Source organism: Herbaspirillum sp. SJZ107 (assembly GCF_006715485.1).
In the GTDB taxonomy this organism is placed as follows: Bacteria; Pseudomonadota; Gammaproteobacteria; order Burkholderiales; family Burkholderiaceae_D; genus Telluria.
This window is the reverse complement of the sequence record NZ_VFNH01000003.1, coordinates 386,089-398,033: the sequence shown is the minus strand read 5'-3', so window position 1 is coordinate 398,033 and position 11,945 is coordinate 386,089. Positions and strand designations below refer to the sequence as shown.

General features: G+C 65.5%; 11 protein-coding genes. 7 read left to right on the top strand and 4 right to left on the bottom strand.

Annotated features, from left to right (window positions below):
- Positions 1-4 precede the first annotated feature (4 nt).
- Complete coding sequence (locus FBX97_RS19850) at positions 5-400, bottom strand: CsgE family curli-type amyloid fiber assembly protein (protein ID WP_141835634.1); 396 nt, start codon at positions 398-400, stop codon at positions 5-7.
- A 169-nt stretch (positions 401-569) separates the two neighbouring features.
- Positions 570-1,109 carry a Spy/CpxP family protein refolding chaperone gene (locus FBX97_RS19845; RefSeq protein ID WP_141835631.1) on the bottom strand — a complete coding sequence of 180 codons (540 nt, stop codon included), beginning with the start codon at positions 1,107-1,109 and terminating at the stop codon, positions 570-572.
- A 211-nt stretch (positions 1,110-1,320) separates the two neighbouring features.
- Here FBX97_RS19845 and FBX97_RS19840 point away from each other — a divergent pair, with 211 nt between their 5' ends.
- From FBX97_RS19840 to FBX97_RS19820, 5 genes are all read left to right on the top strand, one after another.
- The gene (locus FBX97_RS19840) at positions 1,321-2,049 is read left to right on the top strand and encodes a response regulator (protein WP_141835628.1); all 729 of its coding nucleotides are present in this window, start codon (positions 1,321-1,323) and stop codon (positions 2,047-2,049) included.
- Positions 2,046-3,419 carry an ATP-binding protein gene (locus FBX97_RS19835; protein ID WP_141835626.1) on the top strand — a complete coding sequence of 458 codons (1,374 nt, stop codon included), beginning with the start codon at positions 2,046-2,048 and terminating at the stop codon, positions 3,417-3,419. The genes FBX97_RS19840 and FBX97_RS19835 overlap by 4 nt, the downstream gene beginning before the upstream one ends.
- Before the next feature lie 99 nt (positions 3,420-3,518).
- Positions 3,519-4,733, top strand: a complete 1,215-nt coding sequence (locus tag FBX97_RS19830; RefSeq protein ID WP_141835623.1) for an efflux RND transporter periplasmic adaptor subunit — start codon at positions 3,519-3,521, stop codon at positions 4,731-4,733.
- A 5-nt stretch (positions 4,734-4,738) separates the two neighbouring features.
- Complete coding sequence (locus FBX97_RS19825) at positions 4,739-7,861, top strand: efflux RND transporter permease subunit (protein WP_141835620.1); 3,123 nt, start codon at positions 4,739-4,741, stop codon at positions 7,859-7,861.
- A gap of 336 nt (positions 7,862-8,197) precedes the next feature.
- Entirely contained in the window at positions 8,198-9,034 is an 837-nt protein-coding gene (locus FBX97_RS19820; protein ID WP_255517560.1) for a hypothetical protein, read from the top strand.
- A 203-nt stretch (positions 9,035-9,237) separates the two neighbouring features.
- Here FBX97_RS19820 and hemB read toward each other — a convergent pair whose 3' ends face one another.
- Positions 9,238-10,251, bottom strand: a complete 1,014-nt coding sequence (hemB, locus tag FBX97_RS19815; protein ID WP_141835614.1) for a porphobilinogen synthase — start codon at positions 10,249-10,251, stop codon at positions 9,238-9,240.
- 19 nt (positions 10,252-10,270) lie between these two features.
- Positions 10,271-11,026: a ribosome biogenesis GTP-binding protein YihA/YsxC gene (gene yihA / locus FBX97_RS19810; RefSeq protein WP_141835611.1), complete on the bottom strand. Its 756-nt coding sequence runs from the start codon at positions 11,024-11,026 to the stop codon at positions 10,271-10,273.
- On the opposite strand from yihA, the gene FBX97_RS29655 reads away from it, so the two are divergent.
- Together FBX97_RS29655 and FBX97_RS19805 are read left to right on the top strand one after the other, a co-directional pair.
- Positions 11,025-11,168: a hypothetical protein gene (locus FBX97_RS29655; RefSeq protein ID WP_185748667.1), complete on the top strand. Its 144-nt coding sequence runs from the start codon at positions 11,025-11,027 to the stop codon at positions 11,166-11,168. The two genes, yihA and FBX97_RS29655, sit on opposite strands and share 2 nt — an antisense overlap.
- Before the next feature lie 41 nt (positions 11,169-11,209).
- A complete protein-coding gene (locus FBX97_RS19805) occupies positions 11,210-11,887 on the top strand; it encodes a cytochrome c (protein WP_141835608.1) in 678 nt (225 codons plus the stop codon).
- Positions 11,888-11,945 lie beyond the last annotated feature (58 nt).

Below are 11,945 nucleotides of genomic sequence, written 5' to 3'. Positions count from 1 at the left end.
CTCCTCAGAATTCATCCGGTGCCAGTTCATCCTGGCTGAACAGCAGGCGGCCCACCTCCGCATTCGCCACTGCGTCGTAGGACAGGTCGACTGCCTGCTGGCCCAGCGGCGCCACCTCGGCACGTGCCGGCGGCAGCACGCTGCGGAACACGGTCCGCCCCGCATGCTCGACCACGACCTGGCTGCCGCGCCGTGCCGACGGCAGTTCGCGTACCGCGACCGCGAATATGTCGCTCATCGGCTTGTCGTGCCAGAACATGCAGAAGGCTTGGTAGAACGCATGCCCGGCCACCGTGACCGTCTGGTCCAGCACCACGCCGGCCAGCGGGTCGGCGGCGCGCGCAGGCACGATCGCCACGGCAGCGCAGGCGAAGATCACGGCGGCGGACGAACGGGGCATCAGTTTTCCCAGTAAATTTCTTATGGGAAATAATTATGGTATTGTCTGCATGGGCCGGCCATGCAGTGCGTCAAGTGGAGGCGGGGACTTGGGCATGCTCAAGGACAGGCAGCCGCGCATGAAAAAGGGAGGCCGGAGCCTCCCTCGTCAGGATGTTGCAGAAAGCGGATCAGCCGCGTGCGCTATCGGCGGCGCCAGCGCCGCGATGCTGCCAGCCGCCGCGGCCGCCATGCTTGCCGCCATGGCCCTGCAGGCGCGCCGCCTTGTCGTCGAAGGTCTTCTTCTGCTCCGGCGTCAGCACGGCATAGAAGCTGTTCACGGCGCCCAGGCGCTGCTCCATCATGGCAGTGCGCTGCTTCTGGCGTTCGATGTGCTGCGCCAGGCGCTGCGGGGCGCTGAGGCCGGCCTGCGCAGCGCGGTCCGGACGTGCGCCGCGGGCCTGCGGCTTCATCGAGGCGACGAAGGCGTTCCAGGCGGTTTCCTGCGCCGGCGTGATCTTCAGCTCGTCGTGCAGTTGCGCCACGCGCTTGGCCTGGAACTCGGCCCGCTTGGCCTTGAACGCGGCACGCTGTTCCTGGCTGACGGCATGGCCGTAGCGGCCCTGGTTGGCGCCGTCCGGGGCCTGGGTCTGGGCATGGGCGCCCAGGGCAGCCGCGCCCATCGACAGTGCAGCCAGTGCGCTCAGGAGGTTTTTGCGAAAGGTAGTCATGTTGTATGTCCCTAGTAGGTGAGGGCGGCGGATCAGGCCGCCGCGGCCCGCCGCGAAAAGGCTCGCGGCATGGACATATCATCGGTGGCAGATGTAAGCCGGGCGTGTCCGCTGTCCCACTCTTTGTATCAATTTGTTTCGCCTATGCATCCATATACACGCCGATACAAAGTGGCTGTTCAGGGGTGCGCGAAGTCAGGATAATGACGCCATGGATACGCAATCAACCATTCTGATCGTCGACGATGACCGCGATATCCGGTCGCTGCTGGCCGACTACCTGGAAGCCAACGGCTACCGCGCGCTGGCTGCCGGCGACGGCAATGCCATGTGGAAAATGCTCGACGAGTCGCGCCCCGACCTGATCGTGCTCGACCTGAACCTGCCGGGCGACGACGGCCTGACGCTGTGCCGCAAGCTGCGCGCGAACTCGACCCTGCCGGTGATCATGCTCACCGCGCGCAACGAGCCGCTCGACCGCATCCTCGGCCTCGAGATGGGCGCCGACGACTACCTGCCGAAGCCCTTCGAGCCGCGCGAGCTGCTGGCGCGCATCCGCAGCGTGCTGCGCCGCAGCCACGCGATGCCGCCGAACTCGCAGACGGAAAACGTGCAGCAGATGAAATTCTCGGGCTGGACCCTGGACCTGACCGCGCGCCACCTGGTCAATCCCCAGGGCGTGGTGATCATGCTGTCGGGCGCCGAATTCCGCCTGCTGCGCGTGTTCCTGGAACACCCGAACCGCGTGCTCAACCGCGACCAGCTGCTGAACCTGACCCAGGGCCGCGACGCCGATCCGTTCGACCGCTCGATCGACATCCAGATCAGCCGCCTGCGCCAGAAGCTGGGCGAGGACGCGCGCATGCCGCAGATTATCAAGACCGTGCGCAACGGCGGCTACGTGCTGGCCGGCCAGGTCAGCGTGGAGCCCGCTGCGTGAGAGCCTTCCTCGGCTCGATGACGGGCCGCGTATTCGGCACGCTGTTGCTGGGGATCCTGATTACCGCGGCGCTGACCCAGCTGCTGGCGGACGCCGAGCGCCAGCGCGTGATCGACGAGTACCGCGAACTGCACTGGCTCGACCGCGCCGAACAGCTGATCATGGCCACCGAGATCGTGCCGCAATCGGCGCGCACCGCCTATCTCGAAGTCGCCAACCGTCCCGGCGTGGAACTGACCGAAATCATCGGCGGCGCGCCGCCGCCGGCGCTGGCGCCGTCCCAGACCGAATTCACGCATGCGCTGGCCGCGCGCCTGGGGCCCGCTTACCAGCTGCGCTCGGTGGCCACGCGCCCGAGCGCCTGCGATACCGCGCTCGACCAGCCGGTGGTGTTCGGCCTGCTGCGCATGAAGTGGCACGGCACCTGCGAAAGCGTCGCCGTGCGCCTGCGCGACCGCAGCGAACTGCTGCTGTCGGTGCTGCCGCCGCGCTACGCCACCTCGCCGGAACGTACCGACTACACCTGGACCATCGCGCTGTTCCTGGCCAGCATCGGCGCCCTGGCCTACGTCGTGGCAGGCATGACCACCCGTCCGCTGAAGCAGCTGGCCCAGGCGGCGAAAGACCTCGGCAACGACATCAACCACCCGCCGCTGGACCTGACCGGCGCCGACGAGATCCGCCAGGCCAGCGCCGCCTTCAACGCGATGCAGGCGCGCATCCGCCAGTACATCTTCCAGCGCACCCAGATGCTGGCCGCGATCACCCACGATTTGCAGACGCCCCTGACCAGGATGCGCCTGCGCCTGGAAAAGGTCTCCGAGCCAGAGCTGCAGGAACGCCTGATCGGCGACCTGTCGGCCATGCAGGCGATGGTCAAGGAAGGCCTCGACCTGGCGCGCAGCATGGACACCAGCGAGACCATGCAGATGCTCGACCTCGACTCGCTGCTCGATTCGGTGTGCGCCGACGCCGTCGACGCCCGCCAGCGCGTGGACCTGGTCGGCCATGCCGGCATGGCGCTGCTGGGCCGCCCGCTCGACCTGCGCCGCTGCCTGGTCAACCTGATCGACAACGCCGTCAAATATGGCCATGCGGCCAAGGTGACGGTCGACCGCATCAACGGCGCCGCGCGCATCCGCGTGCGCGACGCCGGCCCCGGCATCCCCGCCACCGAACTGGGACGGGTGTTCGATCCGTTCTACCGCGTCGAGACCTCGCGCTCGCGCGAGTCGGGCGGCACCGGCCTGGGCCTGACGATCGCACGCAACATCGCCGAGCAGCACGGCGGCAGCATCCGCCTGGTCAACCACCCGGAAGGTGGCTTGGAAGCGACACTGATGCTGCCCGAGTACTACCCCGGCAAATGATGACACGCCGCTGTCATGCCGGTGTGCGACAATCGCCGGCTTTGAGCCGCTGAATACCTATAAAAACGAAGCCGCCGGCAAGGCGGCACAGGGAGTGGAATGAAGAACAAGAATCTCGGCGTCATCGCCGCCGTGGTCGTCGCCGCCGGCGCCGGCCTGTGGTACGTCAATCACGGCGACGCCGCCCATGCCGAAGGCGCGGGCAAGGAAGGCGGCCCCGGAGGCAAGGGTGGTGCGCAGCCGCCGGCCGTGGTCAACGTGGTAGCGCCGCAACGCCAGGACGTGCCGGTGCTGCAGGTCGCCAACGGCACCGTCACCCCGATCCGCACCGTCGACCTGCATCCGCAGACCACCGCCACCATCCGCACGGTCCACATCAAGGAAGGCCAGTTCGTGAAGCAGGGCGAGCTGATGTTCTCGCTGGACGACCGCGCCGACCGCGCCAACCAGGACAAGGCGCAAGCCCAGGTCGAGCGCGACCGCGCCTCGCTGGCCGACCTCGAACGCCAATACAAACGCAGCCAGGACCTGCTGGCGCAGAAGTTCTTCTCGCAGAGCGCGGTCGACACGCTGCGCGCCCAGGTCGACGGCGCGCGCGCCACGCTGCAGGCCGACATCGCGGCTGCGCGCGCGGCCGGCGTCAGCACCAGCTATACCGCGATCCGGGCGCCGATGTCGGGCCGCGTCGGCGGCATCGGCGTCTATCCGGGCAGCCTGGTGCAGCCGACGACCTCGCTGACCACGGTCACCCAGCTGGATCCGATCAACGTCGCCTTCACCCTGCCGGAATCGAGTCTGCCGGCGCTGCTGGCGGCGCAGAAGCGCGGCAAGGTCGAGGTGCAGGCCCTGCCGGGCGCTGGCTTGTCTCCGGTGAGCGGCGTGCTGAGCTTCGTTGACAACACGGTCGACCCGACCGCCGGCACCATCAAGGTGAAAGCCGAATTCGACAACCGCGAGACCACGCTGTGGCCGGGCCAGTACGTCAACACCAAGGTCACGGTGCAGACCATCAAGGATGCCGTGGTGGTGCCGCAGAGCGCCATCATCACCAGCGCCCAGGGCACCTTCGTGTACGTGCTGGACAAGGACCGCTCGGCCAGGCAGGTGCCAGTGGAGCGCATCTACGGCTTCGGCGTCGACGCCGCCGTCAGCGGCTTGAGCGGCAGCGAGACCATCATCACCGAGGGCAAGCAGAACGTGCGCCCGGGCGGCAAGGTGCGCCTCGCGTCCGAGATGGACAAGGGCGGTGCCAAAAACAAAGACGGCAAGGAAGGACATACCCTGACCGCCGAAGCCGGCGCACATAAAGGCTGAGCGCGATGAACCTGTCCGAACTGTGCATCCGCCGGCCGATCATGGTGGTGCTGCTGTCGATCAGCCTGATCCTGGTCGGCATCCTGGCCTATTCGCATATCCCGGTCGCCGCACTGCCCAGCTATAACACGCCGGTCATCAACGTCAACGCCAACCTATCCGGCGCCAGCCCGGAGACGATGGCGTCGTCGGTGGCGCTGCCGCTCGAGAAGCAGTTCTCGACCATCCCCGGCATCAACCTGATCACCTCGACCAGCACCCAGGGCAATACCTCGCTGACGCTGGAATTCGACACCACGATCGACATCAACGCCGCCGCGGTCGACGTCCAGGCCGCGCTGCTGGCGGCCCAGCGCCAGCTGCCGCAGGAAATGACCGACCTGCCGTCCTACCGCAAGGTCAATCCGGCCGATGCCCCGGTGCTGTTCATGACCATGAGCTCGCCGTCGATGAACCTGTCGGAACTGAACGACTACGCCGAGAACCTGGTGTCGCCGGCGATTTCGACGTTGCCGGGCGTGGCCCAGGTACAGGTCAACGGCGGCAAGAAATTCGCCGTGCGCGTGCGTGCCAAGACCGACCTGATGAACGCGCGCAACCTAACGATGGACGAGCTGGCGACCGCGCTGCGCTCGGCCAACTCGAATTCGGCGCTCGGCATCCTCGACGGTCCGCAGCAGACGCTGACCATCCAGGGCCCGCCGCAGATGATGAAGGCGGCCGACTTCCGCGAACTGATCGTCGCCACCCGCGACGGCCAGCCGGTGCGCCTGAAGGACGTGGCCGAGGTCGAGGACAGCTACCAGTCGACCAAGGCCTACGGCGCCTACAACGGCGAGCGCGCCATCGTGCTGCTGGTGCAGCGCCAGCCGGACGCCAACACCGTCGCCGTGGTCGACCACGTGCGCCACCTGCTGCCGCGCTTCGAATCGCAGCTCCCCAGCTCGATCAAGATCAACCTGGTCAACGACCGCTCGGTCTCGATCCGCGAAGCGCTGCACGACGTGAATTTCACGCTGGCGCTGACCGTCGGCCTGGTGGTGATGGTGATCTTCCTGTTCCTGCACCGCGCCTCGGCCACCTTCATCCCGGCCGTCACGATGCCGATTTCCCTGCTCGGCGCCTTGTCGCTGCTGTACTGGCTCGGCTACAGCCTGGACAACATCTCGCTGCTCGGCATCACGCTGGCCGTGGGCCTGGTGGTCGACGACGCCATCGTGGTGCTGGAAAACATCGTGCGCCACATCGAGATGGGCAAGAAGCCGATGCGCGCCGCGCTCGAGGGTTCGCGCGAGATGGGTTTCACGATCATCTCGATCTCGATCTCGCTGATCGCCGTGTTCATCCCGATCTTCTTCATGCCGGGCGTGATCGGCCTGCTGTTCCACGAATTCGCGGTGATCGTCGGCCTGGCGATCCTGGTGTCGGCGGTGGTGTCGCTGACGCTGGTGCCGATGCTGGCGTCGCGCCTGCTTCCGGCGCATGGGCATGATCACACCGAAGAGAAAAGCTTCATCGGCCGCCATTTCGAAGCCGCTTTCACCAGCGTGCGCAACGGCTACGAAAAGACGCTCGACATCGCCTTGAAGTACCGCTTCATCGTGCTGATGATCGCACTCGGCACGTTCGCGCTGACGGCCGTGATGTACACCACGATTCCGAAGGGTTTCTTCCCCGAGGAAGACATCGGCCAGCTGCGCGTGAGCACCGAGGCCGCGGAAGACATCTCGTCGTCGGCCATGATGGCGCTGCAGGCACGGGTGGCGGCCACGATCCAGGCCGATCCGGCGGTGCAGGACGTGACCGCGTTCTCCGGTGGCGGCAACGGCGGGCGCATGTTCGTGGTGCTCAAGGCGCGCGAGCAGCGCGACAAGATGCCGCAGGTGCTCGAGCGCCTGCGCAAGTCGACGCGAAAGGTTGCCGGCATCAACGTCTACATGGCGCCGGTGCAGAACCTGCAATTGGGCGGCCGCCAGAGCAAGAGCCGCTACCAGTACACGCTGCAGAGCGTGTCCGGCGGCGACATCAACCAGTACGCCAACGATTTCATGGAGCGCATGCGTAACAATCCGCTGTTCCGCGACGTCACCAGCGACACCCAGGAAAAGGGCCTGCAGGCCACGCTCGACATCGACCGCGACAAGGCCAACTCGCTCGGCGTGTCGCTGGGCGACGTGCGCACCGCGCTGTACGCCGCCTTCGGCGAGCGCCAGGTCTCGACCATTTATTCGAGCGCGGCCAGCTATTACGTGATCCTGGAAACCGCCAACGAAGACCGCCAGTTCGAGGATGCGCTGTCGCGCCTGTCGGTGCGCAGCAAGGATGGCCGCCTGGTGCAGCTGTCCAGCCTGGCGAAGGTCAAGCGCACGGTCGGTCCGATCGCGGTCAACCACCAGGGCCAGCTGCAGGCCATCACGCTGTCCTTCAACCTGGCGCCGGATGCGCCGCTGGGCGAAGCGACCGCGGCCATCGAGCAGATGGGGCGCGACATGAAGCTGCCGGCCTCGATCATCACCAAATACGGCGGCGACGCCGCGGTGTTCCAGGATTCGCAGTCGAGCCAGTTGATCCTGATCATCGCGGCGGTCGGCGTGATCTACGTGCTGCTGGGCGTGCTGTACGAAAGCTTCATCCACCCGCTGACCATCCTGGCCGGCCTGCCGTCGGCGGCGGTGGGTGCGCTGCTGACGCTGCGCCTGTTCAACATGGACCTGACGATGATCGCCATGATCGGCATCCTGATGCTGATCGGTATCGTGAAAAAGAACGCGATCATGATGATCGACTTTGCCCTGGACGCCCAGCGCAACGCCGGCATGACCCCGGAGCAGGCGATCCGCGAAGCGTGCATCCTGCGCTTCCGTCCGATCATGATGACGACGCTGGCCGCGCTGATGGGCGCGCTGCCGATCGCCCTCGGCCTCGGCGCCGGCGCCGAACTGCGCCAGCCGCTGGGGCTGGCGGTGTGCGGCGGCCTGATCTTCTCGCAGGTGATCACGCTGTACATCACCCCGGTGATCTACCTGTATCTGGATCGCTACAGCGGCAACGGGCCGATGACGGGCGCCGTGGTGGACGAAGCGGCGCACCATGTGGCGCCGACGGTGGTGCTGAACAAGGCGGCGTAAGCAGTGCGGGGCGCATCCAGCGCCTTGCATTACATTCCCGCCATGTTGGGTTCTGGCGTTACGGCCGCCATATAATGTACCCATCCGGCGCATGGATCGGGGATCGGGGATCCCTGATACATGTTGTAACAACCATCAATTTCATCAGCTTGTAAGCTGTTGGCAAAGGTCCAACAAGCGTGCGCCGGGAAGTCAAACAGGTTAGACTGCCGCACTGGACTGCCCCATTTTGCCGTTTTTCCTAATATTTCGACGATCTTGCGTGACCATTCCCACAGCCCACTGGACGACAGCGATGTCTGCGCACATTGCGGCCAACCCCTGCCCGGACGGAAGGTGATCGCTTACGGCGAGCAGGACGGCAACCGCCGCTACGGCCTGATCGTCGCCATCGCGGTGCACGTGCTGCTGGTCGCGATCTGGTATTTCCAGCCCAAGGTCAAGCCGCAGCATGCCGCCGCCAGGTCCGGCGAAGCCATCGTCTGGCTGCCGCCGCTGGCGCCCAGCAAACCGACGCCGAAGCCGAAGGCCGAACCGGCCCAGAAGGCGGCGAAGCCGTCCGCACCGAGCAGGGTGACGCCGCCGCGCGTGACCCAGGTCAAACGCCTGCCGAACACGATCACGCTGCCGAAGGAAAAGCCGGTCGAGGACACCCCGCCGCCACCGAAGGAAGTGGCCAAGGTGGAGCCGGAAGTCACCGACATGCAGGCCTACATCGATGCCAAGCGCAAGGCGCGCGGCGCACCGAGCCAGAGCGACTCCACCGAGGAAAGCCAGTCGGCCAAGGGCATGCGCAATGCGCTCGCCAACATCGGCGCCATCAATGGCCGCGGCGGCCAGGACCCGAACGAAACCGGCGGCGTGTTCAGCGTCAGCAACAAGACCTTCAACAGCGCCGACGTCAAGTTCCGCGGCTGGAACCCGAACTTCAAGCGCCGCTGGCTGACCGCCGTGACGGTCGAGCGCGGCGGCGATCCGGACATCGAGACCGCGATCGTCAAGAAGATGATCGAGCTGATCCGCAAGGAAAAGACCGGCGACTTCGAATGGGATTCGCATCGCCTGAACCGGGTGGTGACCTTGTCGGCGCGGCCGCAGGATACCCAGGAATTGATGGATTTCCTGTTCAAGGAGATGTTCCCGGAGTACAAGCCGCCGCGTAGGGGTGGCTAAATAAGGTAGCTGGCCGGCGTGCAACTTGGGCCCCTGCCTTCGCAGGGGCGACGGTCTTGCGGCAAACAGCTAGGTCAAGCCATTGTGGCCAGCTCCCTCAGCACGTCGCCCCTGCGAAGGCAGGGGCCCAAGTTCGCCGCGTACCGATAACGTAAAAAACCGCGCACCCGGCGCGGTTTTTTATTAGCTGAGCAAAACCGGGATCAAGCCCCAGCCTTCAAGCGGCGCGCTACATCCAGCGCAAAATAGGTCAGCACCCCATCCGCCCCAGCCCGCTTGAACGACATCATGGTCTCCATGATGATCTTGTCCTTGTCCAGCCAGCCGTTCTGGAACGCCGCCTGCAGCATCGCATACTCGCCGCTGACCTGGTAGGCAAAGGTCGGCACCTTGAACTCGTCTTTTACACGACGCACCACGTCCAGGTAGGGCATGCCGGGCTTGACCATGACCATGTCGGCGCCTTCGGCGATGTCCAGCGCCACTTCGCGCAGGGCTTCGTCGGTGTTGGCCGGGTCCATCTGGTAGGTGTTCTTGTCGGCCTTGCCCAGGTTGGCGGCGGAGCCGACCGCGTCGCGGAACGGGCCGTAGTAGGCCGATGCGTACTTGGCCGAGTAGGCCATGATACGGGTATGGATCAGGTTCTGTTCTTCCAGCGCCACGCGGATCGCGCCGATGCGGCCGTCCATCATGTCCGACGGCGCCACGATGTCGACCCCGGCTTCGGCCTGGGCCATCGCCTGGCGGATCAGCATCTCGATCGTCTTTTCGTTGACGATGTAGCCGTTCTCGTCCGGCAAGCCGTCCTGGCCGTGGGTGGTGTAGGGGTCGAGCGCGACGTCGGTCATCAGGCCGAGCTGCGGGAATTCGCGCTTGAGCGCCTTGACCGCACGCGGGATCAGGCCTTCCGGGTTGGTGGCTTCGACGCCGTCATAAGTCTTCAGCGCGGCGTCGATGACCGGGAACAGGGCCAGCACCGGGATGCCCAGGCTGACGGCTTCCTCGGCCACTTTCAGCAGCAGATCGACGGAAACACGCTCCACGCCCGGCATCGAGGCGACCTGCTGGCGCTGGTTCTCGCCGTCGAGGATGAAGACCGGGTAGATCAGGTCGGACGCGGTGACGGTGTTTTCGCGCATCAGCGCGCGCGAGAAGGGGTCGCGGCGCATGCGGCGCATGCGGACGGCGGGGTAGGCATTGGGGGTAATGATCGGCATGAGATGTCCTTGTGGATGGTCAATCGGCCTGGCCGGACTGGTCGTCGTCCGGTCCCGGGGCCGCGGTGTCGTCTCCGGTGTGTTCTTCGCCGGCTTCGTCGTCATGCAACGAATCTTGCAAACCCAGCAATTCGATGATCTTGTCGTTCGCTTCCTCGATGCCCACGCGCTTGAGCGCCGAGAACAGCTGCACCGTGAACGGGAAGCCTTCGCCGTCCTCGTCGACGTAGCTGTCGAGGATCTGTTTTGCCTGGCGCAGCACGTTGACCGATTCGTTGCGGTTCAGCTTGTCGACCTTGGTCAGGATGCAGTGGATCGGCTTGCCGGTCGGGGCGAACCATTCCAGCATCTGCACGTCCAGGTCGGTGAACGGGCGGCGCGAGTCCATGATCAGGACCAGCGCGGCCAGCTGGTCGCGCCGCTGCACGTAGTCGCCCAGCAGCTTTTGCCAGTGCAGCTTGGCGTCGCCGGACACTTCGGCATAACCGTAGCCGGGCAGGTCGACCAGCAGTGCACGGATCTCCTCGACCTTGGTCGGGTCCTTGCGGTGCATCGCCACGTGGGCGCCGCCGATCGAGAAGAAGTTGATGTGCTGGGTGCGGCCCGGCGTCTTGGACGCGAAGGCCAGGCCCTTCTGGTTGGTGAGAATGTTGATCGCCGTCGATTTGCCCGCATTGGACCGGCCGGCGAAGGCGATTTCCGGCACCTGCGTCTTGGGAAGATCCCGCAGCTGGTTGACGGTCGTGAAGAAGCGGGCTTGCCAGAGTTTGGACATGGGGGCGATCGAAATGAGCGGAGGAAACGAAAATGAAGCTGAAAAGACAACTAAAAAAGCGGTCTGGAAAGCAAGCTATTGTACAATAGGGAGTTACCTGGCGCTGCGCGCCCGGGGCACGAGCATGGCCGCCGCACTGTAACTGCAAGTTCTTCATAGATTTGACTTTTTCAGGGTGCTTGAATGAATCGTGTGTTCTTACCGGCCGCGCGTGCGGCATTCGTGACCTCCTTGTTGACCCTCTTCGCCGCCAATGCCCTGGCGGCGGACGCAGCCCATGCCCCGGCGGCCGTCCCGAAACTCGATCCGGCCAAGGGCGGTTCCCTCTACGATACGGGCGACAACGCGCGCGGCCTGCCGGCCTGCGTGTCCTGCCACGGCGCCGGCGGCAATTCGACCATCGTCGCCAATCCCAAGCTGTCCGGCCAGAGCGAGAGCTACATCCACAAGCAGCTGGTCGATTTCACCACGCCCAACCGCAACCAGCCGGTGATGACGACCTACGCCAAGATGCTGTCCGAGGACGAAAAGAAGAACATCGCCGCCTGGCTCGCCACCCAGCAGCCGAAGGGCGGTGCGGCGCGCAACAAGGATGCCCTGGACATGGGCCGCAAGATCTACCGCGGCGGCATCGCCGAGCGCGGCGTGGCCGCCTGCTCCAGCTGCCACGGCGCCACCGGATCCGGCATCCCGATCCAGTACCCGCGCCTCGCCGGCCAGCACCAGGACTACACCGTCGCCCAGCTGCAGGCGTTCAAGACCGGCGCGCGCAACAACAGCGTGCAGATGGTCACGCTGTCCAAGCGCATGTCGGACGAGGAAATGAAGGCAGTGGCCGACTATATCGCCGGCTTGAAGTAGACTTCTGCCACGAAAGGCGCCGGCGGAAAGGGCAGCTGCATACTGGCAGGCTGCCCTT

Bases quoted from the DNA above. Each gene is read 5' to 3' on its own strand.
- FBX97_RS19850 (WP_141835634.1), bottom strand. From the start codon at position 400: ATGCCCCGTTCGTCCGCCGCCGTGATCTTCGCCTGCGCTGCCGTGGCG.
- FBX97_RS19845 (WP_141835631.1), bottom strand. From the start codon at position 1,109: ATGACTACCTTTCGCAAAAACCTCCTGAGCGCACTGGCTGCACTGTCG.
- FBX97_RS19840 (WP_141835628.1), top strand. From the start codon at position 1,321: ATGGATACGCAATCAACCATTCTGATCGTCGACGATGACCGCGATATC.
- FBX97_RS19830 (WP_141835623.1), top strand. From the start codon at position 3,519: ATGAAGAACAAGAATCTCGGCGTCATCGCCGCCGTGGTCGTCGCCGCC.
- FBX97_RS19825 (WP_141835620.1), top strand. From the start codon at position 4,739: ATGAACCTGTCCGAACTGTGCATCCGCCGGCCGATCATGGTGGTGCTG.
- hemB (WP_141835614.1), bottom strand. From the start codon at position 10,251: ATGCCGATCATTACCCCCAATGCCTACCCCGCCGTCCGCATGCGCCGC.
- FBX97_RS29655 (WP_185748667.1), top strand. From the start codon at position 11,025: ATGGGGGCGATCGAAATGAGCGGAGGAAACGAAAATGAAGCTGAAAAG.
- yihA (WP_141835611.1), bottom strand. From the start codon at position 11,026: ATGTCCAAACTCTGGCAAGCCCGCTTCTTCACGACCGTCAACCAGCTG.
- FBX97_RS19805 (WP_141835608.1), top strand. From the start codon at position 11,210: ATGAATCGTGTGTTCTTACCGGCCGCGCGTGCGGCATTCGTGACCTCC.